Here is a 24,303-nt window from a genome sequence, read left to right as displayed (position 1 = left end):
AAAAGCCGATGAAGGACAAAACATAAGAGAATATGAAAAGAAATGTCCTTCATAAAGCCGATGAAGGACAAAATATAAGGAAATTTGAATAGAAATGTCTTTCATTAGGACGACCGCTTCAAAAGTGCCAAAAACTCTGGCTCGGGTTTCATTTTTTTAGTACCCTTCTCTGACCAAAGAATAATCTCCTCATCCTTTTTATATTGGAAGTATACATCAAAGGTTCCAAAGTCTATTCTGCCTGCATTTTTTTGAGCAGGTGCTTTTTCTTTTGAATCATATGCATTATTAATAAAATGAATGATTGCCTTTATTTCATCCGGATCAGTAACCTTCACACAGTCTGGCCGTAACGCATCAGCATGCATACATAGGCTTTCAGGTGCATGCTCAATCCAAGTGGCGGAATGTAGAATTGGAGTTTGATCAAACATGACCTCTGTTTGCTTGTCTCCTTGATTATAGGTGACCGAAATCCATAATACACCGTCGAACCCTTCCTTTGTCCATTCGGAATACGCTCCCGACCAATCGTTTTCAGGATCCCCATCATCGAGAGCCGAACCTTTATTACTTAAAATCCAGCCTCGCTTAGGCAGCTGTTTTTCATAAAATGCAAAAACCTCCCGCCAAGAATCGCCTTCCATCACATACTCACTTCTTGTTGGTTCTAATCCGGGATATAAGGGGATGTCTTTATGCTCTTCAGGAATAATGGACATGCCTTCATAGGTATCGTCAGTCGCAGTTTGATAACCATACCAGCCTGCTGTAAATAATAGAACAATCAAGCAAAGGTAAAGCCAATTTCTTTTTTTCATAGTGGCTCCTCTCAAAACAAATAACAGTATAGGAAAATTTTAGCATAAAACTCATATCGCATGGGGCCTGTTTCGTATTCTTCCTCAGAATGTGATACAATTCTTCTAGTCAAAAACGGAGCAAAGGACGAAGCAAATGAGCAGAACAGTACCGGTAAATAAGAACGATTATATAGATGTCATTTTTGAGGATATAACCCATGACGGAGCAGGAGTTGCAAAGGTTGAGGGTTATCCGTTATTCATCCCCAATGGTCTGCCTGGTGAAAAAGCGAAGATTAAGGTAATTAAGACCGGTAAAGGATATGGAATCGGCCGGTTAATCGAGCTATATGAAAAAAGCCCGTACCGTGTCGATATTCCCAGTGAAGAAAAACATAAATACGGCGGCTGTCAGCTTGAGCACATTAGCTACGAAGGGCAGCTGAAATATAAAGAAAATCAAGTTCGGCAAGTGCTCACTCGGATCGGCAAATTAGAGGATGTGGTCGTACATCCGATTCTAGGGATGGAAGAACCGTTCCATTATCGCAACAAAGCACAGGTACCAGTCGGAGAGAAAGATGGTAAACTGATTGCTGGATTTTTCAAGCCAAGAAGCCATGAAATTGTTGATACCAATGAAAGCTTGATTCAGTTGCCTGAGGTGAATGAAGCAGTCCAGGTAGTAAAGGAAATTTGCACTGAGCTTGGTATTCCTGCCTACCAGGAGGAAAGCCATAAAGGTGTACTTAGGCATATTATGGCGCGCTATGGTCAACAAACGGAAGAACTGATGGTTGTCATCATTACAAGAACCACGGACCTGCCACAGAAAAATCGGCTGGTTGAGGAAATGGTCGCTCGATTGCCTAAGTTAAAATCAATCGTTCACAATGTTAATTCCAAACGAACCAATGTAATCATGGGGGAGAAAACCAATGTTTTATGGGGGAACGAGGTCATCTATGATTATATTGGTGATGTAAAGTTTGCGATATCAGCTCTATCGTTTTACCAGGTAAATCCTGTTCAGACAAAGGTCTTGTATGAGAAAGCACTGGAATATGCCAATTTAAGTGGAGAAGAAAATGTCATTGATGCCTATTGTGGCATTGGAACAATTTCTTTATTTTTAGCACAAAAGGCCAAAAAAGTATTTGGTGTAGAAGTGGTTCCTGAGGCGATTGAAGATGCAAAGCGAAATGCGGCATTGAATGAAATCAAGAACGCGGAATTCGCTGCCGGTGAAGCAGAGGTTGTGATTCCAAAGTGGTACAAGGAAGGAAATACGGCGGATGTTTTAGTAGTGGACCCACCGCGCAAAGGCTGCGATGAAGCATTGCTGCAAACGATTATTGAGATGAAGCCGAAGAAGGTTGTCTACGTATCTTGCAACCCAGGAACGTTAGCAAGGGATCTGCGGATTTTAGAAGACGGAGGCTACAAGACAGTAGAAGTGCAACCGGTTGATATGTTCCCAATGACGACGCACGTCGAGTGCTGTGCCTGGCTTGAGAGAAAGTAGAAGAAGTATGGAGGGTTCTATTCTAAATGGAAAATAATGATATATTAATACGATTAAGATATGCTTTGGATATAAAAAATACGGATATGGTTGAGATCTTTAAGCTTGGTGGCGTTGAAGTTACAAAAGAGGAAGTCCTTAAAATTCTTACAAAATCAAATGACGATGTAGATTATGAGGAAGACAATGAGGAAGACGTAATAAAATGCAATAATAAGATGTTTGAGTCATTTTTAAATGGCCTTATTACCTTTAAGCGCGGCAGGCAAGAGCCAAAACCCGGCCAACCTGATAGACCACAATTCTCTAAGGAAAGTGTGAATAATATCCTTTTAAAGAAATTGAAAATAGCACTATCTCTAACTAGTGAAGATATGATTGATATATTAGATAGTGCAGGGATTACGATCACAAAAGGTGAATTAAGTGCTTTATTAAGAAAAGTAGGCCATAAAAATTATAAAGAGTGCGGTGACAAATACGCTAGAAACTTCTTAAAAGGACTAGCTATACAATACCGAGATTAAGTTTGGAGGGGGAACAAAATGCTTAAATTGGGTGTTATTGGTCTAGGGGATATTGCGCAAAAAGCATATCTGCCGGTCTATAGCGGCATGAAAGAAATTGAGTTTCATTTTTATACAAGAAATCAAGAGAAGCTAAGGTCCATTGGCAGCAAGTACCGGTTTGAACATCTTCATGCTGACATGGAGTCATTAATGAACAGTGGCATTAGCGGGGCATTTGTTCACTCCTCTACCGCTTCCCATGAGGAAATTGTGGAGTCACTGTTAACACGTGGTATTCATGTGTTTGTAGATAAGCCTATTTCCGATCAATATGATGGAGCGAAAAGGCTTGTCGAGTTGGCGGAGGAAAATGGACTCATTCTTATGACGGGGTTTAACCGGAGATATGCCCCTTCCTATACAAAATTAAAAGAAGTGGCGGAGCCAAATATGGTCGTGGTTCAGAAGAACCGCAATAGTCTACCAGGAGAACCGCAGACGTTTATTTATGATGATTTTATTCATGTAATAGATACAATGAGGTATCTATTTCCATACCCCATTAAAGATTTGATTGTCAACGGTAGAATGATTGAAGACACTCTTTATCATGTAGTGGTTCAATTCATTGCTAGTGACGGCAGGTCGGCCATTGGCATTATGAATCGTGATAATGGGACGAATGAAGAAATAGCCGAGGTCATGGGGCCGCTTGAAAAAAGAACGGTCCAAAATGTGTCCAAACTGACTATTTTGAAGAATATGGAAACAGTTGATGTTCGGAGCAGCGACTGGGAGCCAACCTTATTAAGACGTGGGTTTGAACAGATGGTAGCAGATTTTGTCCAATCGGTACAAACAAATGCGACCCCAGGGATTTCTGCACAAGATGCGCTTAAAACACATGAAATCTGTGAAAAAGTCATCCAAGAGTTATTGAAAAAATCATAGCGTTACGAAAATGTTTACGCTTACATATTGTAATCTTGCAGAAAAGTGATATGATAAAGTTATTAATTAATAATGATCACATGTTACTGATACGATCAGGCATGGTGGTAAAATGAAAGGCATCTTCATGTCCTTTTATTATACCTCCATGCCTTTTTTATTTGTATAAGCTCTGTAGTTATTAGTACTAGGAGTTAATACGAGACCGTAAGATAATAATAGGGTTAGATGGACATTTAACCAAGAAAAAAGGAGTAAAGAAGATGAGATTCAACATATTTAAAAAGGAGAAAGCTTCTATATATGCACCAGTAAATGGAGAAATCCTACCGCTGAGCGAGGTTCCAGATCCGGTGTTTAGTCAAAAGATGATGGGTGAGGGAATCGCTATGATCCCTGAAGAGGGGAAAGTTTTTTCGCCTGTAAAGGGGAGCGTCATTCTCATTGCAGAGACTAAGCATGCGATTGGTATTCGTGCAGTAGATGGAACCGAAATTCTCATTCATGTCGGTCTCGAAACCGTATCTTTAAACGGGGAAGGATTTACGATAGCGATCAATGTGGGAGATAAAGTGACTACCGGGCAACTGTTGATGGAATTTGATTTGGATACGATAAAAAAACGAGCAAAAAGTATCATAACACCTATTGTTATTACAAATAGTAATGAAAATGGCAAACAGTACATTTTTACACAAGAAAAAAAGTGCATTAAAGGGGAAACCGTTATTATTACGGAGGCTTAAAGGAGGTGATGGTGGGGGTAGTAGACTGACAAAACGGCGGCTATTGTGCATTTTTTTTAGGGAATTATTTTATTTTTAGTTGTTCGTATTTTGTATGATTAGTTGTTTTGTTAGTAGGTCGTCATTTTAAGAGGAGGTTAGAAAATGAAGAAATATTTACAGAGAATTGGTCGTTCCTTGATGCTGCCGGTAGCTGTATTACCAGCTGCTGCGATTTTAATGGGTATCGGTTACTGGATTGACCCTACTGGATGGGGAGCAGACAGCCCGTTAGCAGCTTTCTTGATTAAAGCAGGGGCGTCGATTATTGATAATATCCCAATCCTATTTGCAGTTGGGGTAGCACTTGGGATGGCAAAGGAAAAAGATGGGTCGGCAGCGCTGAGTGGTTTGGTCGCCTATCTAGTTGTTACTACCTTGCTTTCAACCAATACAGTGGCTTTATTACAAGGCATTGATCCAGCAAAGGTAGACCCTGCGTTTGGAAAAATTGGAAATGCGTTTGTAGGGATTCTTTCAGGTATTGTCGCGTCAACGATGTTCAATCGTTTCAGTCATGTGAAATTACCTGATGCACTGGCATTCTTTAGTGGTAAACGCTTGGTACCAATTATGACTGCTGTTTCGATGTTAGTAGCCTCAGCTATTCTATTCTTCGTATGGCCAGTCATTTTCACTGGATTAGTTTCTTTCGGTGAGGGAATTTCAAAATTAGGTGCGCTTGGTGCCGGTCTATATGGTTTCTTCAACCGTCTATTAATACCAACAGGGTTACATCATGCATTAAACTCGGTGTTCTGGTTTGATGTGGCTGGTATCAATGACATTGGGAACTTCTGGGCAAGTAAAGGGGAAAAAGGCGTAACAGGCATGTACCAAGCAGGATTCTTCCCTGTTATGATGTTTGGCCTTCCAGCTGCCGCGTTAGCAATGGTTCATACGGCAAAAACAAAGAAGAAAAAACAAGTAGCTTCCTTGATGTTAGCTGCGGGCTTCGCAGCCTTCTTTACTGGTGTAACGGAACCAATTGAATTTGCCTTTATGTTTGTTGCACCAATGCTTTACCTTGTACATGCAATTTTAACAGGTCTGTCATTAGCAATTGCAGCCGCGTTCCATTGGACAGCTGGTTTTGGCTTTAGTGCGGGTCTAGTCGACTTTGTGCTGAGCTTAAGAATACCAATTGCTAATCAGCCATATATGTTACTAGTTCAAGGTCTCGTATTTGCGGTGATCTACTACTTCTTATTCCGATTCATTATCGTTAAGTTCAACTTAATGACTCCTGGTCGAGAGGAAGACGATGAAGAGGCTGAATCTGGCGAAGTGAGTGTTGCTACAGGTGAAAGTAAATTTGCAGTAATGGCAGCGCAGATTTATGAAGGATTGGGCGGCGACGCCAATGTGGTTTCTGTCGATAACTGTGTAACACGTTTACGATTAGAAGTAAAAGACATGGATGTAGTAGACCAAAAGAAAATTAAGGCAACCGGTGTTCCAGGGATCAATATCGTTGGAAAACAAAGCATTCAAGTCATCGTAGGAACAAATGTCCAGTTCGTAGCGGATGAAATCATGAAGATTCGAAAGAAATAATCAGATGGTATGGAAAAACGCTTAGACGTCACAAATTCGTCTAAGCGTTTTTCTTTTTAATATTACAGACTTCTTAATCTTTCGATATGAATAGTGATATATCCCAGTTCGTGTTCGGGAAGGTGGATGCTGTATTGTTCTGTGAGAAGTTTCGCGACGTTTTTGGCACATTGATAGGAAATTGAGAATTTCTTTTTAATCATTGTCAGCATTTCATCATCCATAATCGGCTGCCTAGAATGGCTGCTTCTAGAAAGTGTAAAACGGAGATGGGTCAATAACCGTTGATACGATAGGTCGTCCTCCTCAATGGATATGTGAAGGCACTCTTTAATTGTCTGTATCATTTCGCCAATAATCGCCGTTTGCCGCAATGTTTGCTTCATATCTCTACCATGCAGTTTAGCTGTATGAATGTGAAGTGCCAAATAGGCTGCCTCATCAACAGGCATTTTGATAGTGGTCCTATTCTCAATATGTTTGATGGCCCACATTCCGATATCGAACTCTTTTCTATAGAGCGTTTTTATTTCATGGAATAGTTTATTTTTCAGATGGATACCTTGACTTCCCCTTTCAATTGCAAAGGATAAGTGATCGGTAAGGGCGATGTGGACATGGTCATTTAATTTGGACCCAAGAGCTTCCTCTGCATATGTGATGATTTCCTCAGCGAGGGCAAAATGTTCCTCAGGAATTTTAAGCAGCAGCTGCTGAAATTTCTCGTTTTCTTTCATGATAAATAGCTTTTCAATTTTATTTGGATTAATAATGTCATTTCTTTTCTTTTGAAAAGCGATGCCTGCCCCGATCGCAATTTTCTCTTCATTGTTATCAGAAACCACAACGGCATTATTATTTAAGATTTTTTTTATTTTCAAAAGGGCGTCAGCTCCATAGTAATCCGATTTATTCTACATTTCTACATGGTTCTCCTTTTTCCTTCTTTGATATGGGATAATATGAAAAGAGGTTTGATTTTATTGAGTTTTTTAATAGGTAGGAGACAGCCATGAAGGAACATTATTATGATAAATTACTAAACATAAAAACAAAAGAGGTACAGCAGGGATTTCATAAATCTTTGCACTATCATCGGTATGAACCGACACCTTATAGTGCACTTGAGGTGTTATTTGAAAAATATAAGTTAAATAACCAAGATCATATTGTGGACTTTGGCTGTGGAAAAGGACGTCTTAATTTTTATATCCACTATTTCTTCGGCGCTTCGGTGGTCGGGGTGGAAATGGATAATGACCTCTATCAGGCTGCTGTTCAAAATCAAAAAACTTATTCGAAAAAGACTAGTAGGGAAAAGGTTCACTTTCTTTGCTGTTTAGCAGAAGAGTACGAAGTGCAGCAAGAAGACAATCGATTTTACTTCTTTAACCCTTTTTCTGTTCAAGTATTTAGAAAAATTATTAATAATATTTTGCGTTCCTATGAACAATCACCACGGGAAATCGAGCTGGTTTTATATTATCCGGCGGAAGATTATATTTACTTTTTAGAAAAGGAAACAGCTTTTGAATGGATAGAGGAAGTGGTTCTCCCATATGTTTATGAAAAGAATCGGAATGAACGATTTTTAATTTATCGATTAGGATAGTAGGTGAAAGGAGTGAGGCACTTTCATGTATCACCGTATCTGGACGGTAGCCAACATTTTATTAATTGTTCTATCGGTTGTGTATATATGGTTCTTCCGCCCGCATGATAGTACATTAGTTGTAACAGGTCAAACTTTAGCGCAGTTGGGTGTCATCTTATTTTTGATTAATATCAACATGTATTTCATATTTCTTGTTATCAGGAATACATCCATCCGCAAGGTGAAAATACGGCTTGCAAAGTTTTCCCGATACTTAATGAAATGGCATATTAAAATTGCTTTGTTAGCAACAACGATCATTTTGGGTCACGCATGGATCAACCTATATGAGTTTGGCCGAGTACTTGGGTTCAACCATGTGAAATTGTTAAGCGGATACCTGGCGTTGGTATTCCTGGTTATTACTCTCGCTGCCGGGTATTTGCGTCATAAAAAGGCTTCAGGGTTCAGGAGGAAATTCCACCTTGTATCGGCGATGATTTTCCTTGCAGCCTTTGTGCTTCATATGTTTGTATTAGTTTAAGTGAGTGTATTTTATACACGGGGAAAAGTGGGGAAGGACGTTGAATATGAATGAAAAGAAGACATTATTAGATGCATTTAAAGAGACGGAATATCAATTACCTGGTCACGGAAATCGAGATATTCAGGTCCTAAAAGAGGCTTTTGCGAATGTGGATGGGGATTTGGAAAGTGATATGTATGGGAAAGGCAAGATCATCGAGGATTTTCAAGTGAAAATGGCGGCCTATTTAGGGAAAGAAGCGGCTGTGTTTTTCCCAAGTGGAACGATGGCGCAGCAAATTGCCTTACGGATTTGGTGTGATCAAAAAGGTGTCAAAAAAGTTGCTTATCATCCATTGAGTCATTTAGAAATCCATGAAGAAGATGGTTTAAAGGAATTGCATCTTATCGAGCCTGTATTGCTGGCTGATAAAAGTAGAGTAATTAGTTTGGAAGACGTCCTTGGTATGGACGAGGGGATTGCTTGTTTATTGCTAGAATTACCACAGCGTGAGATTGGCGGTCAATTGCCGGATTATCGAACACTTGAGGAGATATCAGCTTACTGTCGTGAAAAAGGCATTAAATTGCATCTAGATGGGGCAAGACTCTTTGAAATTATCCCTTACTACCAAAAGTCGGCAGAGGAAATATGTGCGCTTTTTGATAGTGTGTATGTATCTTTTTATAAGGGGCTTGGAGGCATTGCTGGAGCCATTCTTGCAGGTGAAAAGGCCTTTACAGAGGAATCAAAAGTGTGGAAAAGACGCCACGGTGGGGACTTAATTAGTCTATACCCATACATAATCAGTGCGGATTATTATTTTGATCAAAGGATTCCTAAAATGGCCCAGTATTTTGAGGAAGCAAAGGAGCTGGCAGCACTTTATAATCAATGCCATGCAGTCGAAACCAAGCCGGCAATACCGGTTTCTAATATGTTCCACGTGCATGTACATGTTTCCAAACAAGAACTGGAGCCGATTCTTTTAGCAGTATATGAGGAAACAGGGCTAGGATTGACCAGCTATTTACGAGAAATCCACGCGGAGGAATGCTACTTCGAGCTGAATATTGGCGATCGATTTGCGGCTGTTCCCAAAGAGAAACTCAGAAAGACCTTTGAGGTTCTTGATAAAAAAATAAAAGCAATTAGAAAGTAAAGTTTGGGGGAAGGAATGGATGACTCAAAGGATTTTTGTGGTCAGGCATTGTGAAGCGGAGGGGCAGCCAAGGGAGGCTCGCTTAACGGATAAAGGCGTCCAGCAGGCAGCTGAGTTAGCGGGATTTTTTTCGGAAATTGAAATCAACCGAATTGTTTCAAGTCCATTTGTACGAGCAATTTATTCCGTGAATCCGCTGGCTGAATTGAAACAGATCGAAGTGGAAACGGATGAACGGTTATCTGAGCGAATCTTAAGTACAAAGGTATTAGAGGATTGGCTGGAAAAACTACAAGCCACCTACAATGATTTGGAGTTAACATTTGATGGAGGCGAGTCAACCCGTGAAGCGATGGCGAGGGTTGTAAGTGTGGTTGAAGAGGTATTAAATGGTGAAGCTGAAAATACCGTCATCGTCACACATGGGAATTTGATGTCTTTACTACTGAAAAACTATCAGTCTGATTTTGGTTTTGAACAATGGAAGAACCTTAGTAATCCAGATGTATTCCTATTAGAATTCGAGGAAAATGAAGTTAGGCTAAAGCGTGTATGGTAAAAGTAAATACGGTGAACCGCAAATCATTGAAATATGGAGAAAGTAAACTCGAAGCATACAGGAGTAAAAGATGAATTCGATAGAGTTAAATAAACGGTTGGATGTGCTTGATTATTTGCGGGGGTTTGCTTTATTAGGGATTATTTTAGTGAATATTATTCCGTTGTTGTCTGTTAAGCTCCCTGAACCGGGCACCATGGATGCTACGTACTGGCGGTTTCTTTATTTATTTGTTGAAGGTCGCTTTTATACCATATTTACTTTTTTATTTGGTGTTGGGTTTTATATATTTATTTCACGTGCCGAGGCGAAAGGGAAAAAGGGCACCATGCTGTTTTTACGACGCATGTTTGTACTTTTTCTTTTTGGGTTGATTCATGTAAAGTTTCATCCTGGAGAAGCGTTGACCATTTATGCTGTTAGCGGCTTCATCATTTTACCTTTTTACAGGGCACCTAAGTGGGGCAATCTTCTATTTGGCCTAGCTATGCTGTTCGCTTTAAGTCTTTTTTCGGCTAAAATTTTTATGGTAGTTCCATTAATGCTCTTAGGGATTGCAGCTGGACAGTTTCAAGTGTTTGAGGGGATCTCGCAACAGTGGAAGAAGGTAGCTATTTTCACAGGGATAATGTTTGTATTAAGTATAGTTGGCCTTTTGTATCAATATCAACTTAGCCCGACGGTGTTTGAAGCAGTGGGTTATAGTCATTCCTACAAAATGAGGCAGTTTATTAATTTCGGTATTACCATCGGACCAATTGTGTCTGCATTCTATGTGGGACTGTTGGTGTTGCTGCTACAAATTCCACCCGTTCAGAAAGTGCTATCGCCACTAAAAAGCTATGGTAGGATGGCCCTGACAAATTATATTTTACAAACGGTTTTCATGTTATTGGCTGGAAAGGTACTAAACCTATACGGGCAGCTGTCATATACTCAATCATTTTACCTTTGTTTAATTATTGTAGTCATTCAGTTGATCTTCAGTAGCATTTGGCTCTGCTTCTTTCGGTTTGGACCGCTGGAATGGCTGTGGAGAATGGCGACGTATTTCGAGCGACTGTCAATTCGGAAACGTGATTCAGTCTAGGCGAAACTGATGAGACCAATCAGTTAAAGAATAAGGCCGGTACTCCTCTTTGTAAAATCAGAGGGGGAACCGGCCTTCCTTGTTTCATAAAATCATCTGCTGTTATTTCTTAATTTCTACATCATGTTCTTTTGCTAGTTTATCAAGCTTATTCTGATAATCGCGAATATGTTTTCTTGCATCTGCCAGCATGTCGTTCGCTTGTTGAATGAGGGCTGGGTCCTGTTCTTCTAAAGCCTGTTTAATAGTAGTAAAGGCTTTAAATTGGATGTCCGCGCCTTCGATATAAATCTCATGAATATCCTGTAATTCTTCCGTTTCAATGTTGACAGAATCTAGCTCCTTAATAAACTCGTTGTAATTAGGGATAACGTCATTGGTTAATGCATCATACATCGTTTGATCATCGGTATAATTTGCCCCAGAAACGCCTTCATAAGCAGAAACGGCCGCACTTTCCAATTTGCCTGCTTTTTTCATTTCTTTATTCACATAATTAAGCAAATCATCATGTACAGGATCACCGCCGCATCCTGATAATAAAAAAATAAATGGTAATAAAATCAATGCCAATAGTCCTTTTTTCAATAAGCCACCCCCTTAATTCAAAATTTATGAGTGAAAGGAAGTCCAATATGATAGGGAGGAAAAATTAATTATTGTAGTTTAGAAGAAAATGTCCGTGTGGAATGGACAAATTGCAAAAAAGTGTCTTTCTATGGTGCCTGACACCCACCAAAAAATACTTCTTTTCTTTGTCGCAAAGTTCTGTAAAATGGAAGGTAGAGATTAATGTGTTTGGAGAGATATTTGTGGCTAAGAGTTTCCCTATTTTTGGAAAAGAGAATGAGTCTGTCGTCTATAATCCTGATGAATTAATCGATCTTTTTCTTAATTGTACGGCTGATGGAATCTGTATTGTTGATATGGAGAATCGGTTTATTCGAGTAAATGGCATGTACACGAAGATTTTCGGTTATACAGAGGAAGAGATCCTTGGGAGGAGATTTGAGGAATTCCCTAACCCTGACGTAGTGAATGGAATAATAAGTGCGGTAAAACAGGGGGAATTTTTCCATGACATTGTGACACAACGGTATCATAAAGATGGGCGGCTTCTGGATATAGCTGTGTCTTATTCTCCTTTTCGAAACGTAGCGGGGGAAATTATTGCCGTAATAGCTATCTACCGGGATATAACGGAGCATATAAATACAGAAAGAGAATTAAAAAGAACGCGTGAATTGTATCGATTAATTACCGAGAACACTACAGATATGATAAAGCTTTATTCCAAAGATAAAGAGGTCATCTATGCAAGCCCCTCTCATGAAAAAGGGGTTGGTTTTAAACCAGAACAACTAATTGGTCAAGATGTATATGATCTCATCCTTCCTGAGGAAAAAGAAAACTTAGAAAAAGTTTACCAAAGGTTAATTGAAACAGGTGAACCTCAACTACTTCAAGTGAAATTAAAGACGGGGGATAATAAAGTAATAGATTCCGAGACTACAATTACACCCATCTTTAATGAGCAAAATGAGGTAGAATGCTATGTTACAGTTGCACGAGATGTGACGGATAGGGTAAAAAATGATGATGCTTTACGGAATTTAGACCGCCTTTCAATCATTGGCCAATTAGCAGCCGGGGTCGCGCACGAGATTCGTAATCCTTTGACCTCCTTAAAAGGATTTTCCAAGCTTTTGAAAAGTACGCCAGATAAAGAAAAGCAGGATAATTATTTGTCCATTATTATGAATGAACTAGACCGAATTGATATGATCGTCAATGAGTTTATGTCCCTAGCAAAACCCCAGGCCATTCAATTCGAAAGGAAGGGCCTACATTCCATTTTAGATAGTACGGTAAATATTTTGCACCCGCAAGCATTATTGCATAATGTTCAAATCATCAACCATGATTATGATCAAGCAAATGATATTGAACTATTATGCAGCCCTAATCAACTGAAACAAGTTTTTGTTAATTTTCTTAAAAATGCCATTGAATCGATGCCGAGTGGTGGGAATGTCCATGTTTATGTAGAAAAATTAGCGGGGAAAAGAGTGCAGATTAGTTTTTCCGATGAAGGAATTGGGATTGACACGCATGTAATGGGCTATTTAGGAACGCCATTTTATACAACCAAGGACAAGGGGATTGGGCTTGGCCTAACCGTCAGCAACAAAATCATCCAAGAACACAATGGAACCATGAAAATTGAAAGTGAACCAGGCAAAGGAACGACAGTAAAAGTTCAACTTGCCTATATTTAATTAAAATGTATGTAAAAAGGACTGAACAAATAAATAAGGGTGCCAGGCACCGCTCATGGACATAGTGTCCTTGCGTGGTGCCAGGCACCCTTATTTTGTGTATCGGTTCGCATAGCTTGAGGCGACGAAGGCGTCTGGCTTGATTTTAGGCTCGACTCCCATGGATTCCATTCTAGTGACCATTTCCCTGACAAATTCACTCGTTTTATTCCGTTTTCCAGCCCCGATATCTATATGGCCTTCCATAGTAAAAGTAGCTCCATGGTACAAATGAGGAAGGACAATAGAGATTAATTCATTTTTTCTTTCTTCCGTGAACAGTGAGACGATCTCTTCTGTTAAAGACAACTCCAGTGATATACGTTCATGGAGATGCGTCATCTTTCGGGGAACAATCACTTTTCTAATACACGCCCATACACCGTTACCCTCATTCTGAATCACAATTCCGGTAATAAAGACCGTATTTGATTTATGGACCTGTGAGTCTGTCCCCACCATCAGGCGGTAGTTCCCGTTTGGATCAAACTGCATAAATGTAATAATCCGTTCAAATACTTGTTCAAATGTCATTCCAGTCTCTTGAAGGTTCTGAAATGAAGGTGGATGAACTGAAAAGTTTTTCATATAAAAGCACCACATCTTTCCCTTCCGTTTGAAAAGTTTAGACTCAACTCTTATTGCTATCTTATGGGAATAGATGTGTTGTCGTGCCATCTTTAGTGAGGTTGTGAGAAAAGGGCGGGCAGGTATCCATCTATTCTGCAGCGAATTATTGATAGGTGGTTTTTTATCAATTGAGGAGGGGGAGGGATGAAAGTTTGGCCTATTCAGAGCTATTCATCGTAGCGGAAGCCAACCGGGGTCACGTAAGTAATGTAAAGCTATTTGAGTATTTAGATGAGGGGCGCAAGTGGTGGTATCGATATTGTGTCTCTCACGGGGTTGAAGCGGTGGTTGTACATATTGGGGTCGATTATAAAAAAGAAGTATTCAATCATGATCGATTATGGGTTCAAACGTCTCTGGAGCGGATAGGAAATACAAGTTTTACACTGAAGCAAACGATCACGAATGAACAACAAGAGCAAATGGTAGTTGCGGAAGTAGTTCTTACAACGATTAATCGTCAAACAAGGCGGAAGGTGCCAGTACCTGATGAGGTTCGTAATCTGTTAAACAGGCATTCTAATTTGACAGAGGAATATTCTGCTGGGAGGAAGGAGAAGGGATAGAAATCTTCTCTAAAACGACAGAAAGTTTTTCTTAAAAACAATTATATGCCTATCAATCTTTGTGCCAGTCCAACATTAGATAAAGAAACAAGAGATTTCTAGATAAGGATGATGGAAAATGGCAAAAAGAAATAGGGGAAAAACGATTAGCTATCTGCCTTCAAATGGTCGTGGGACATGCCCATTGTGCAGTAGAACGGGAGTAAAGCTTCTTTACACACAGAAGACAGAAACAAACCAAACCATCAAAGTCTGTAAGTTTTGCCGTCCAAAAAAATATTGAGCGAACGGCATGAAAAAAGGATTGAGCGGTGGAACTACTGCTCAATCCTTTTGTGTATTTGTAATTAAGACTTTGCCTTTTTTGATACTCTGACTACATTGAGGATGCTGGCTGCTAGACCGCCCCATAAAATGACCATCCCAACAATCATCATAGTAAGTGCGCTTCCTGACATGTTAAGCAACCTCCCTTTTTTCTTCTGTATTGGCAGATGCTTTCCAACCCTTAAGGGAAAGAAGGACTGCCACAAGGATTGTTCCGGCTACTACTATTACCCCTGCATATAAAATCAGTTCAGTCGGATATTTCTCGTAGTTTTCCTTTAGGTTTTGACGGATATTGTCAAACATCATATAGCCAAGAACCAATGGAGTAATGACACCAAGGCATACTTTCCACCAAGTACCTACACGAAGGTCAGAAATTTCATTTGTATGTTTTTGTAAACCGGTTAACCCTTTGAAGAACCAAGCAATTAAAACTACCTCAATCAGTCCTGCAAAGACAATTCCAAAGTTATTGATGAAATAATCAACCACATCTAGTAAATACAATCCGCCGTGTGTTGCAAAAAGAAGAGAAATAACCGTTGCTGTTAATCCTCCAGTTAAGACTGCTTTTGTACGTGATACATTGAATTTATCCTGAACTGCAGCCACAAATGTTTCGACGATAGAAATAAGTGACGTCATTCCAGCAAAAACTAAAGATAGGAAGAACAATACACCGAATAATCCATTTAAGCCAGGGAACCTCGTTGATGATGCTTGGGAATACAACGAAGGCTAGTCCAATTCCACTGCTAACCACTTCATCAATTGGTACTCCCTGTTGCTTTGCCATAAATCCAAGTGCGGCAAACACTCCAATCCCAGCTAGTAATTCAAATCCAGAGTTAGCAAAAGCTGTAATGAAGGCATTGTTATTAATGTCTGATTTTTTTGGTAGATAACTAGAATACGTAATCATGATGGCAAATCCAATAGATAAGGAGAAGAAGATTTGTCCATAAGCGGCAATCCAAACTTTTCCGTTTAAAATCATATCCCAATTCGGTTTGAAAAAGGCATTTAATCCACTCGCTGCACCATCAAGTGTTAAAGCACGAACGACGATTACTAAAAACATTACTACAAGAGTCGGAAGGAAAATCTTATTAAGCCTTTCAATTCCTTTTGAAACTCCACGAAATAGGACAAAAAGAGTAACTGCCCATACACAAAGTAATGGAGTGACGATGCCGGAAACTAATCCGCCAATTTCTCCTGGTTTATCAGATAATTGTAGAACCTTTCCAAATAAGAACTTGCTAGGATCTGATCCCCACTGAGTACCAAATGAATAAATCGTATATTTGATAGCCCATGCGATGATAACAGAGTAGTAAGTACAAATAACAAAGGCGATTAATACCTGCCACCAACCAAGCCATTCTGCTTTTTTATTCAAACGGAACAATGATAGTGGTGAGGAACCTCTGTATTTTTGACCAATCGTGAATTCTAAAATTAAGATAGGAATTCCTGCTGTTAAAATGGCGAATAGATAAGGTAGGAAGAAGGCTCCTCCTCCATTTTCATAGGCAACGGCTGGGAATCTCCAAATATTCCCTAGACCTACTGCCGAACCAACTGCCGCCATGATAAATCCGTATCTTGACCCCCACTGCTGACGTTTTTCCATACTATGTTTCCCCCTATGTGAATATACTTTTATAAAATTCAGATAATTATTTCGTTATCTTAATATACCTTTAAAAAGATAGTTTGTCAAAATGTTTTTTGAAAATTTTATTTAATTCAAAAATAAAAGCTGCTTGATGGAGTTTTGGGTAAATCCAAAAAATGTAATACTTAAATAAGAGTTTTTCTTTATTAATATAGAAGTGATAATTTTTTGTCAACCAATTTTATAATTTGGTTGACAAAAGGTTGTATTACCCTTTATTTTAAATTTAAGACATTTATATTGTAGGGTGGGAGAGAACGTAAATGAAAAATTTAAGAGCACTTGATTTAACACTATCAGCCATGTTTGTGGCATTGATGGCCATTGGTGCAAATATCAGTACCATTGCTCCATTTTTACATGTTGGTGGGGTACCGATTACGCTTCAAACCTTTTTTGCTATTCTAGCAGGAGCCATTTTGGGTAGCCGATTAGGATCTATCGCCATGACAGTTTACATGCTAGTAGGATTGGTAGGAGTTCCTGTTTTTGCTGACTTTTCTGGAGGATTATCAATCTTGATTAAACCTACCTTTGGCTTTATTCTTTCTTATATTTTCACTGCATTTATTATCGGAAAAATAGTAGAAAAGAAAAAGGGATTGGCAACTTTTATTATTGCGGCTTTAATTGGAATGGCTGTAAACTATGTTTTCGGAACCAATTGGATGTACTTTGCTTATAAACTTTGGGCAGCTGCTCCTGAGGGATTCACCTATAAAATGGCTTGGTTCTGGATGCTGGCTCCGCTGCCAAAGGACATCGTTCTATCTGTTCTAGCAGCATTCATGGCACACCGCCTTGAAACAACCGTTCTATCAAAAGGACAATTCAAACATCTAAAGCGCGTATCATAAATCGAATTAGGGTGTCAGGCACCGCTCGTGGACAGTTGTCCATGCGAGGTGCCTGACACTTTTTTGTACACCTAAACGAGATGTCCTTTCCACGTGGAAAGTGTCTTTTTGTGGTGCCTGACACCAAAGGTTTACCCAAAATAAAAAAAAGCGGTCGAAACCGCTTCTTTTTTTAATGGTGTGTAATTAGTTACACGACTACTGCTTTTGCCAGACCGTTAACCATGGAAGCTCTGTTCTTTCCTAGATCCTTGGAACGGAACAACAGCTGGTCAGCCATAATATAGGCTTTTTCTATAGAAATCTGGTCATTTACCTTGTAGTAATAAAGGCCAAACGAAGCAGTATAGCAAATGGAGACGTGTTCACCCTGATACTCCACATTTACTGCGTTATTTGCAACGCCATCCAGAATTTCATTAACCAGATCCCGTGTTTGATCATAATCTCTCTTTCTGAGACAAAGAGTAAATTCCTCTCCACCACTTCGGAACAAATAATCCTCTTCATCCAGATAGCTTTTTAACGTAGAAGCAAAGTGCTGAATGACTTTATCGCCTACTGCGTGATTAAAATTGTCATTGATTCGTTTAAACTTATCGATGTCGCATACAACAATACCAATTTGTTCTTCCGATTGATTAAGCTCGGCCATTTTTTTATCCATAAATGTACGGTTGTGCACGCCAGTCAGGAAGTCTGTATAGGCCATTTGCTCGAACTTGTCCCTCTCCAGCTTATGTTGAGCGCTTTGAGCCTTCGAGAAAAAGGAACGGCTTACCACGTAGTTTAAAATAAATAAACTAATTAACATATCCCATTTCCCATCTTTTAAAAACAAGAAAAGCAATCCGTTGGTGATGGCTACTTTCCCATAATCAAGCAAACTTCTACTTTTAAAAACAAAGTCTACACCTTCTTTAAGGGTTTTAAAATCACCCATTATGTAAAAAGCGGTAACTAAGAAGGTAGCGGAAAGAAGGGAGGCGATACACGTCAGTAAAAACATCGAAATCCAAAAAACATAGTTATTTGAATCAATGATCGATCCTAATTGTAGATACAAGAAGTAGGCTATTGAGTTGGTAATAACAAAGGCACCAATATTATATAAAGTGTCTGTAAACTCACTGGGGTCAGCGGTCTTTGTCCACTTTCTATAAGCATACACGGTAAAGCGGTAGATCGTTTCAAATATGAATAAGCCAAGAGGACCAGTAAACAAAACAAATGATAAACAGTAGCTAATACCATATTCAAAATTAGTGTTGCCGTTTTTTGAAAAAACTCTAAGGTGATAATAAAGACTGGAGAAAACCCAAAACACAATTAATGACTTAATAAAGTCAGATGTGGGTATTATTATATGTTTTGAGCTAATAGCTATGGCCAGAGCAGTAAGAAAGATGGATATGTCATACAGCCTAGCTTTTAGCATATTCGGATTGTTTCCTTCCTGAAAAATCGCAATGACGTTCACCCTTAAATTAGTATTTCTTGTAAAAAATTGTAAGGTTAGTATAACCCTATCTCTATTTTACATAATTTTATTAGATATAACGACCTATTTTTTTACAATATTACGATTATCCGAAACTTTTAGAAAAGTTCCTTTAAAGAAGAGGAATTCTACTGTCTCTAGTAAACTGGAAACTTCAAACATTGTCAGATTTCTTTGAATTTGATAAATTATATCAGTATATAAAAAAACAAGGGGTAGAAGGTGATGATTAGATGAAGATGATTGAAAATTTTGTAAATGAGTCCAATACGTTACTCTGGTCTTATATTCTTATCGTTTTATTAATAGGATCAGGTCTTTATTTCACTTTTCGCACAAAGTTTGTCCAATTCCGTATGGTAGGAGAGATGTTTCGCTTAATGGGTGAAGGGGCCAAAGGCGATACAAAAGGAATCTCATCTTTCCAAGCCTTTTGTATCAGTACTGCATCAAGGGTAGGAACAGGAAACCTCGCCGGAGTAGCCATTGCCATCACTACCGGTGGACCAGGAGCTGTTTTCTGGATGTGGCTAATTGCATTGGTCGGTTCAGCTTCTGCTTTTATAGAAGCAACACTTGCACAAATTTATAAGGTCAAAGATGGAGACACCTTCCGAGGTGGTCCCGCTTATTATATGGAAAAAGCATTGAAGGCCCGTTGGATGGGGATTACCTTTGCTGTTCTCATTTCCATAACTTTTGGACTAGCCTTTAACTCTGTTCAGGCAAACACAATTACAAGCTCCCTGAACAATTCATTTGGAATAAATAAAATGGTCATTGCGGCTGTTTTATCGGTTATTACTGCCGTTATTATTTTTGGCGGACTAAAGCGCATTGCCAAGGTCGCAGAGTGGATGGTTCCCGTTATGGCCGGAGCGTATATTCTAATCGCCCTGTACATCATGATAACGAATATAACAGAAATTCCTGGCGTGTTTGCATTAATTTTTGAAAGTGCTTTTGGTATGAAAGAAGTAGCTGGAGGAGCAATTGGTGCTGCAATGATGAACGGGATCAAACGTGGGCTATTCTCAAACGAAGCAGGTATGGGTAGTGCCCCGAATGCAGCAGCCACTGCAAATGTCAGTCATCCTGTTAAACAAGGTTTAATTCAGGCGCTGGGTGTATTTGTGGATACGCTTGTTATTTGTAGCTCAACAGCGTTTATTATTCTTCTATCAGGGCTGTACACCTCTAAAGAGGGGAACGGGATTATCCTAACGCAGAGCGCCCTTGAAGGTTCTTTAGGATCATGGGCGGGTGTTTTCCTTGCTATTATCGTATTCCTATTTGCCTTTAGTTCTGTAGTGGGGAATTACTACTACGGTGAATCGAATATCGGATTTATTAAAAATAACAAGCTTGTGCTAAACGCGTACCGTATTGCCGTTGTCGGCATGGTTGCGTTTGGATCATTAGCAGAACTGAGCTTTGTTTGGAGTCTTGCTGACTTATTCATGGGATTAATGGCTATTATCAACTTGATCGCTATTATTCTATTAGGAAAAATCGCGTTTGCGGCCCTTGCTGACTATAAGAAGCAAAAAGCAAACGGCCAAAATCCTGTCTTCTATACTTCAAACATCGAAGGCTTACAAAACCTAGAAGCATGGGAAAGCGCACCAACTACTGAAAAACAAAAGAAAAAGATAGGTTAAAAAAGGAAAAGGGGTGTCAGGCAGCACGCGTGGACATTTGTCTGTGTGTGGTGGACACACCCTTTTTTATTGGCTCCGTTATCCTTCATCGTTTATTTTCGTGTAAGTAGTAGGAGAATTCATAAGCGGAGAATTTCCGGCTATTGTATATAGAGACAGATTAATAAGCAGAAATAAGCGGAGATATTCCGGTTAACTGCTTTAAAAAAAGACAAAATCCAACGATTTGGATCAGATAAACGGAAAAACTCCCCTTATTTTTAAGGAAATAAGGGTATTTCCCAATTTAAGCGGAACTTTTCCGTTTATTTTTCAAACACTGTGAAATCAACATTCAATTATATCAGAGCCTTTTTATTTGAAAGAGAAGTCGCCTGAGGTGGTTTTCACAGTGATAGAATGGTTGCCTTCTCCTTTGTTCCCTATGATTCGTTCTTCTGTTTTTTCTTCAAATAGGAAGTTTGGAACGGTGACTTCGCCTTCTCCTGATGTGGACATGAAGTCCAGGATGAAAGAAGTTTCTCTTGTATTAAGAGAAATATCACCACTGGTTGCTTCAAGAGTTAAATGAGTAAATCCTGCAACTCTCGCTCCATCAATATCCCCTGAGGTTGTGTGGACTGAAATCTGTTTGGCATCAATTCCATTGACGGCAATATCCCCAGAAGTTGCCTGAATCGTTAGTTCCTTAGAGGAAATATTTTTTGCAGTAACATCCCCCGACGAGGCTTTAAGCATCATTTGTTCTCCTGATATATCATTTACACGAATGACACCAGAAGTAGTCAAGGAAGAGGACATTATTTAAAGCTTTTTGGGTGCCAGGCACCAATTGTGGACAGAGTAAAAAGGCATCATCTAGGCTGGATGATGCCCTTTTACTGTCAGTTCTTTTGTTCGACCAGTTGAAACCCTCTTGTGTCTAACGTAGAAGATTGTGGTGGTGATAATGGATAATACTCCGAATAGGACGCACATGAGCTGTAACCCAATCAGGTCCAGAAGAAAGCCGCTAATTAGCAGAACAGTCTGAAACGAAATTCGGTCCAGCATATTACGGAAGGAAAAGAAGCGTCCGTGATACTCCTTTGGTACTTTTGTTTGGAAAATGGTAGCGGCTGTCGGGAAAAAGCAGCCTACGGAAAAGCCGAATAAGGCAAAGGCCAATACGCTTAGCACAGGAACATTCGCTAAATAAAGGAGCAGCTGTGAGCAGCCGATCATAAAAGAACAGGCGAACAAAATAATATAAGGCGAACTTCTGTCACTGATTAATTTAATAAAAAACGCACCAATCATAAATGAGATTCCTTCAGCAGTATAAATCCACCCTTTGATGGCTGAACTATGCTGGAGCTCACTTATGTTAATCACTAGCAGGTTGAACCCGCCGAGAAACAACACCGGTACCAGTGTCATAATAAGTGTCATATAGACAATCGGTAGATTTCTAATGATGGGGAATACATCTTTAAAACTAGTATTCACTGAAGACTTGTTCTTCATCTTTTCTGTTTTATCTAGTTGTCGCTCATCAAAATTCAAGAACCAGGTAAGGATAAATAGCGCTACATATCCTACAAGCGAACCTACATAGAGCATGGATAAGGGGAGAACTACCAGCAATACTCCAGCCAGTGCGGTTCCAATAATTCGAGACAGGGTAGACACGTTCATATGAACCCCGTTTAACTGAAGCAAATCTTTATCAGCAACAATAAGTGGAAGTGCCGCCTGAAGTGTTGGAAAATAAAACGCAGCAGATATTTGCAGTAAAACTAAAAACACGGCCATCCACCAAATGGAACCGGTGTGGATTGCAATAAGCATAAAAATCACGCTAATAGCACGTACGAAACCAGCTATCAACATGACTCTTTTCTTACTGGCTTGATCGGTTAGCCGGCCAGCATATGGTCCTACCGCAATACCGGCAAGTAACCCTCCTGCTAAAAGTAATGACTTTAAGAAATCCGAAGGCAGCTTTGCCTGCATAAACTCTAGGTTTCCAATAATGCCTAGCCACAATCCCAAGCCCGCAATAAACTCCCCAGATAATAAAATCCAAACATTCCTGTTTCTCCACATATGATGTGCCTCACGTTTCATATCTATATATTTCCTTCAAAGATACAATAATTTCTAAATTAGTGAAAGGAAAATATGAAATCATACAAACTATAAAACAATTGTGTGGAAAGATTTGATGTTTTGTCTAATGACTATGACAGGGAGTATTGTATAATAAATTTATTGACTGAATTTTTACATAATTAAACAGGTAACATGATCCATTTCCGTCAAGCTTCAACTAAACCAACCTAAGCTTTTCACCTCCATGAGATTAAATAAAACAGTAATGGAAACAGACGTAATCTCATTATTTAAAAAGGAGTGTTGTATATGCAAAAACAAAAGCTATTGATTAATGGGGAAAGACTGATGAAGGAACTGGAACGATTTGCAGATTTTGGTCGGACAGAAAACAATGGGGTTACAAGATTGTCGTTATCAGAGGAAGATCGCCGTGTCAGAGATTACTTTCGCTCCTGCTGCGAAGAGTTAGGGATGTCGGTCAAAGTAGATGATATGGGATGTATGTATGCCACACTGGAGGGAACCGAAAATAAACCTCCTATTTTAATAGGTTCCCATTTGGATACCGTGAAAAAAGGTGGGCGCTTCGACGGTGTTCTAGGAGTAGTTACCGGCTTAGAAGTAGTTAGAACACTTGTAGAAAATAACATCAAACCAAAAATTCCAATTACTATTGTTAATTTTACAAATGAAGAAGGGGCAAGATTCGAGCCTTCTATGATGGCTTCTGGTGTCCTATCTGGGAAATTTGATAAATCGGTCATGGTGCAAAAGAAAGATGCAGAGGGTACCACTTTTGGAGAGGCATTAAAGGCCATCGGATATGAGGGTGAGGTAGACAATCGCCTCAAAGAAGCGACTGCCTTTTTAGAGCTGCATATTGAACAAGGGCCTATTTTAGAAAAAGAGGCACTCACCATTGGTGTTGTCGAATGTGTGGTTGGGATGTGCTGTTATGAAATAGAAGTAACAGGAGAATCCGACCATGCAGGCACTACACCAATGAATATGCGAAAGGATGCCCTTTTCGCAACGAACAACCTCATTAATGAAATCCGTCAACGTTTAGGCAGCCTGGATGAAGAGTTAGTATTTACCATCGGTCGAGTGAACGTATATCCAAGTATCCATACCGTTATCCCAAATAAAGTGATTTTTACTCTTGAGGCAAGGCATAAAGATATGGAAATCGTCAATTCCGTTAAAGATTTCATTCATGGGCTTTCTCAATTCGCAGATAATGAAGGTTGTGAGATTAAGACTACTAAACTATGGGAGCGGGATACGGTTTGGTTTGAGTCGGAAATTTGCAAACTTTTAGAGGAATCTGCCCAGTCGCTTGGATACTCCAACAAACGAATGGTTAGCGGTGCAGGGCATGATGCTCAATTTATTGCCAGCTATGTTCCGACCGCCATGCTGTTTGTGCCAAGTATCAATGGAAAGAGCCATTGCGAGGTAGAACGGACGACGTGGGAAGACTGTGAAAAAGGTGTGAATGTTATTTTAGACACTGTGCTTTCTTTATTATCAAAATAGGTTCACTTATAAATATTTCAAAGACTTTTTCGCAGCGGCGGAAAGGTCTTTTTCTATCTTTT

General features: G+C 39.4%; 24 protein-coding genes and 1 pseudogene. 16 read left to right on the top strand and 9 right to left on the bottom strand.

Annotated elements, in window-relative coordinates; genetic code table 11:
- Nucleotides 1–104: 104 nt before the first annotated feature.
- On the bottom strand, nt 105–821 hold the full coding sequence (locus tag QFZ87_RS00455) for a hypothetical protein (RefSeq protein WP_309856423.1): 717 nt from the start codon (nt 819–821) through the stop codon (nt 105–107).
- A 136-nt stretch (nt 822–957) separates the two neighbouring features.
- On the opposite strand from QFZ87_RS00455, the gene rlmD reads away from it, so the two are divergent.
- The 5 genes from rlmD (at nt 958) to nagE (ending at nt 6,130) form a co-directional block, all read left to right on the top strand.
- On the top strand, nt 958–2,328 hold the full coding sequence (rlmD, locus tag QFZ87_RS00450) for a 23S rRNA (uracil(1939)-C(5))-methyltransferase RlmD (protein WP_309856420.1): 1,371 nt from the start codon (nt 958–960) through the stop codon (nt 2,326–2,328).
- Between the two features lie 26 nt (nt 2,329–2,354).
- The gene (locus QFZ87_RS00445) at nt 2,355–2,855 is read left to right on the top strand and encodes a YehS family protein (protein WP_309856419.1); all 501 of its coding nucleotides are present in this window, start codon (nt 2,355–2,357) and stop codon (nt 2,853–2,855) included.
- An 18-nt stretch (nt 2,856–2,873) separates the two neighbouring features.
- A complete protein-coding gene (locus QFZ87_RS00440; protein ID WP_309856416.1) occupies nt 2,874–3,788 on the top strand; it encodes a Gfo/Idh/MocA family protein in 915 nt (304 codons plus the stop codon).
- Nucleotides 3,789–4,051: 263 nt separating this feature from the next.
- Nucleotides 4,052–4,534 (top strand): PTS sugar transporter subunit IIA, encoded by a 483-nt coding sequence (locus QFZ87_RS00435; protein ID WP_309856414.1) that lies wholly within the window; start codon nt 4,052–4,054, stop codon nt 4,532–4,534.
- 144 nt (nt 4,535–4,678) lie between these two features.
- A complete protein-coding gene (nagE, locus tag QFZ87_RS00430; protein WP_309856411.1) occupies nt 4,679–6,130 on the top strand; it encodes an N-acetylglucosamine-specific PTS transporter subunit IIBC in 1,452 nt (483 codons plus the stop codon).
- Between the two features lie 62 nt (nt 6,131–6,192).
- Here the strand turns inward: nagE and QFZ87_RS00425 are convergent, their stop codons facing one another.
- A complete protein-coding gene (locus QFZ87_RS00425) occupies nt 6,193–7,011 on the bottom strand; it encodes a PRD domain-containing protein (protein ID WP_309856408.1) in 819 nt (272 codons plus the stop codon).
- 131 nt (nt 7,012–7,142) lie between these two features.
- Here QFZ87_RS00425 and QFZ87_RS00420 point away from each other — a divergent pair, with 131 nt between their 5' ends.
- The 5 genes from QFZ87_RS00420 (at nt 7,143) to QFZ87_RS00400 (ending at nt 11,061) form a co-directional block, all read left to right on the top strand.
- Nucleotides 7,143–7,742, top strand: a complete 600-nt coding sequence (locus tag QFZ87_RS00420) for a class I SAM-dependent methyltransferase (protein ID WP_309856405.1) — start codon at nt 7,143–7,145, stop codon at nt 7,740–7,742.
- 25 nt (nt 7,743–7,767) lie between these two features.
- Nucleotides 7,768–8,268, top strand: coding sequence for a hypothetical protein (locus QFZ87_RS00415; RefSeq protein WP_309856402.1), 501 nt, complete (start codon nt 7,768–7,770; stop codon nt 8,266–8,268).
- 46 nt (nt 8,269–8,314) lie between these two features.
- Nucleotides 8,315–9,412 carry a threonine aldolase family protein gene (locus QFZ87_RS00410; protein ID WP_309856400.1) on the top strand — a complete coding sequence of 366 codons (1,098 nt, stop codon included), beginning with the start codon at nt 8,315–8,317 and terminating at the stop codon, nt 9,410–9,412.
- A 19-nt stretch (nt 9,413–9,431) separates the two neighbouring features.
- A complete protein-coding gene (locus tag QFZ87_RS00405; RefSeq protein WP_309856398.1) occupies nt 9,432–9,971 on the top strand; it encodes a histidine phosphatase family protein in 540 nt (179 codons plus the stop codon).
- Between the two features lie 70 nt (nt 9,972–10,041).
- Nucleotides 10,042–11,061, top strand: coding sequence for a DUF418 domain-containing protein (locus QFZ87_RS00400; protein WP_309856396.1), 1,020 nt, complete (start codon nt 10,042–10,044; stop codon nt 11,059–11,061).
- Between the two features lie 102 nt (nt 11,062–11,163).
- Here QFZ87_RS00400 and QFZ87_RS00395 read toward each other — a convergent pair whose 3' ends face one another.
- Nucleotides 11,164–11,649 carry a hypothetical protein gene (locus QFZ87_RS00395; protein ID WP_309856393.1) on the bottom strand — a complete coding sequence of 162 codons (486 nt, stop codon included), beginning with the start codon at nt 11,647–11,649 and terminating at the stop codon, nt 11,164–11,166.
- Nucleotides 11,650–11,873: 224 nt separating this feature from the next.
- Here QFZ87_RS00395 and QFZ87_RS00390 point away from each other — a divergent pair, with 224 nt between their 5' ends.
- The gene (locus QFZ87_RS00390) at nt 11,874–13,340 is read left to right on the top strand and encodes a PAS domain-containing sensor histidine kinase (RefSeq protein WP_309856389.1); all 1,467 of its coding nucleotides are present in this window, start codon (nt 11,874–11,876) and stop codon (nt 13,338–13,340) included.
- 90 nt (nt 13,341–13,430) lie between these two features.
- On the opposite strand, the gene QFZ87_RS00385 is transcribed toward QFZ87_RS00390, so the two are convergent.
- Nucleotides 13,431–13,967 (bottom strand): ribonuclease H-like YkuK family protein, encoded by a 537-nt coding sequence (locus QFZ87_RS00385; RefSeq protein WP_309856386.1) that lies wholly within the window; start codon nt 13,965–13,967, stop codon nt 13,431–13,433.
- A gap of 194 nt (nt 13,968–14,161) precedes the next feature.
- Here QFZ87_RS00385 and QFZ87_RS00380 point away from each other — a divergent pair, with 194 nt between their 5' ends.
- A complete protein-coding gene (locus QFZ87_RS00380) occupies nt 14,162–14,575 on the top strand; it encodes an acyl-CoA thioesterase (RefSeq protein WP_309856383.1) in 414 nt (137 codons plus the stop codon).
- 118 nt (nt 14,576–14,693) lie between these two features.
- A complete protein-coding gene (locus QFZ87_RS00375) occupies nt 14,694–14,858 on the top strand; it encodes a hypothetical protein (RefSeq protein ID WP_309856381.1) in 165 nt (54 codons plus the stop codon).
- A gap of 64 nt (nt 14,859–14,922) precedes the next feature.
- On the opposite strand, the gene QFZ87_RS00370 is transcribed toward QFZ87_RS00375, so the two are convergent.
- Nucleotides 14,923–15,033 carry a methionine/alanine import family NSS transporter small subunit gene (locus QFZ87_RS00370; protein WP_309856379.1) on the bottom strand — a complete coding sequence of 37 codons (111 nt, stop codon included), beginning with the start codon at nt 15,031–15,033 and terminating at the stop codon, nt 14,923–14,925.
- 1 nt (nt 15,034) lies between these two features.
- Nucleotides 15,035–16,541 (bottom strand): annotated as a pseudogene (locus QFZ87_RS00365) (sodium-dependent transporter).
- Nucleotides 16,542–16,849: 308 nt separating this feature from the next.
- On the opposite strand from QFZ87_RS00365, the gene QFZ87_RS00360 reads away from it, so the two are divergent.
- Nucleotides 16,850–17,443: a biotin transporter BioY gene (locus QFZ87_RS00360; RefSeq protein WP_309856376.1), complete on the top strand. Its 594-nt coding sequence runs from the start codon at nt 16,850–16,852 to the stop codon at nt 17,441–17,443.
- Between the two features lie 190 nt (nt 17,444–17,633).
- Here the strand turns inward: QFZ87_RS00360 and QFZ87_RS00355 are convergent, their stop codons facing one another.
- The gene (locus QFZ87_RS00355; protein WP_309856373.1) at nt 17,634–18,881 is read right to left on the bottom strand and encodes a GGDEF domain-containing protein; all 1,248 of its coding nucleotides are present in this window, start codon (nt 18,879–18,881) and stop codon (nt 17,634–17,636) included.
- A gap of 296 nt (nt 18,882–19,177) precedes the next feature.
- Between QFZ87_RS00355 and QFZ87_RS00350 the strand changes: the two genes are divergently transcribed.
- A complete protein-coding gene (locus QFZ87_RS00350; protein ID WP_309856371.1) occupies nt 19,178–20,605 on the top strand; it encodes an alanine/glycine:cation symporter family protein in 1,428 nt (475 codons plus the stop codon).
- 354 nt (nt 20,606–20,959) lie between these two features.
- Here QFZ87_RS00350 and QFZ87_RS00345 read toward each other — a convergent pair whose 3' ends face one another.
- On the bottom strand, nt 20,960–21,406 hold the full coding sequence (locus tag QFZ87_RS00345; protein WP_309856368.1) for a DUF4097 family beta strand repeat-containing protein: 447 nt from the start codon (nt 21,404–21,406) through the stop codon (nt 20,960–20,962).
- Nucleotides 21,407–21,463: 57 nt separating this feature from the next.
- Complete coding sequence (locus tag QFZ87_RS00340; protein ID WP_309867557.1) at nt 21,464–22,693, bottom strand: MFS transporter; 1,230 nt, start codon at nt 22,691–22,693, stop codon at nt 21,464–21,466.
- Between the two features lie 315 nt (nt 22,694–23,008).
- Between QFZ87_RS00340 and QFZ87_RS00335 the strand changes: the two genes are divergently transcribed.
- Nucleotides 23,009–24,241 carry a Zn-dependent hydrolase gene (locus QFZ87_RS00335; protein WP_309856365.1) on the top strand — a complete coding sequence of 411 codons (1,233 nt, stop codon included), beginning with the start codon at nt 23,009–23,011 and terminating at the stop codon, nt 24,239–24,241.
- Nucleotides 24,242–24,303: the final 62 nt, after the last annotated feature.

This window comes from Bacillus sp. SLBN-46, from assembly GCF_031453555.1.
Classification (GTDB): Bacteria; Bacillota; Bacilli; order Bacillales; family Cytobacillaceae; genus Neobacillus.
The sequence above is the reverse complement of the archived record's forward strand: the minus strand, read 5'-3'. Positions and strand labels throughout refer to the sequence as shown.

Coding starts and splice junctions, on each gene's coding strand:
- QFZ87_RS00370 (WP_309856379.1), bottom strand. CDS start 15,033: ATGTCAGGAAGCGCACTTACTATGATGATTGTTGGGATGGTCATTTTA.
- QFZ87_RS00350 (WP_309856371.1), top strand. CDS start 19,178: ATGAAGATGATTGAAAATTTTGTAAATGAGTCCAATACGTTACTCTGG.
- QFZ87_RS00440 (WP_309856416.1), top strand. CDS start 2,874: ATGCTTAAATTGGGTGTTATTGGTCTAGGGGATATTGCGCAAAAAGCA.
- QFZ87_RS00420 (WP_309856405.1), top strand. CDS start 7,143: ATGAAGGAACATTATTATGATAAATTACTAAACATAAAAACAAAAGAG.
- QFZ87_RS00435 (WP_309856414.1), top strand. CDS start 4,052: ATGAGATTCAACATATTTAAAAAGGAGAAAGCTTCTATATATGCACCA.
- QFZ87_RS00345 (WP_309856368.1), bottom strand. CDS start 21,406: ATGTCCTCTTCCTTGACTACTTCTGGTGTCATTCGTGTAAATGATATA.
- QFZ87_RS00360 (WP_309856376.1), top strand. CDS start 16,850: ATGAAAAATTTAAGAGCACTTGATTTAACACTATCAGCCATGTTTGTG.
- QFZ87_RS00340 (WP_309867557.1), bottom strand. CDS start 22,693: ATGTGGAGAAACAGGAATGTTTGGATTTTATTATCTGGGGAGTTTATT.
- QFZ87_RS00445 (WP_309856419.1), top strand. CDS start 2,355: ATGGAAAATAATGATATATTAATACGATTAAGATATGCTTTGGATATA.
- rlmD (WP_309856420.1), top strand. CDS start 958: ATGAGCAGAACAGTACCGGTAAATAAGAACGATTATATAGATGTCATT.
- QFZ87_RS00415 (WP_309856402.1), top strand. CDS start 7,768: ATGTATCACCGTATCTGGACGGTAGCCAACATTTTATTAATTGTTCTA.
- nagE (WP_309856411.1), top strand. CDS start 4,679: ATGAAGAAATATTTACAGAGAATTGGTCGTTCCTTGATGCTGCCGGTA.
- QFZ87_RS00400 (WP_309856396.1), top strand. CDS start 10,042: ATGAATTCGATAGAGTTAAATAAACGGTTGGATGTGCTTGATTATTTG.
- QFZ87_RS00455 (WP_309856423.1), bottom strand. CDS start 821: ATGAAAAAAAGAAATTGGCTTTACCTTTGCTTGATTGTTCTATTATTT.
- QFZ87_RS00405 (WP_309856398.1), top strand. CDS start 9,432: ATGACTCAAAGGATTTTTGTGGTCAGGCATTGTGAAGCGGAGGGGCAG.
- QFZ87_RS00335 (WP_309856365.1), top strand. CDS start 23,009: ATGCAAAAACAAAAGCTATTGATTAATGGGGAAAGACTGATGAAGGAA.
- QFZ87_RS00410 (WP_309856400.1), top strand. CDS start 8,315: ATGAATGAAAAGAAGACATTATTAGATGCATTTAAAGAGACGGAATAT.
- QFZ87_RS00375 (WP_309856381.1), top strand. CDS start 14,694: ATGGCAAAAAGAAATAGGGGAAAAACGATTAGCTATCTGCCTTCAAAT.
- QFZ87_RS00355 (WP_309856373.1), bottom strand. CDS start 18,881: ATGCTAAAAGCTAGGCTGTATGACATATCCATCTTTCTTACTGCTCTG.
- QFZ87_RS00385 (WP_309856386.1), bottom strand. CDS start 13,967: ATGAAAAACTTTTCAGTTCATCCACCTTCATTTCAGAACCTTCAAGAG.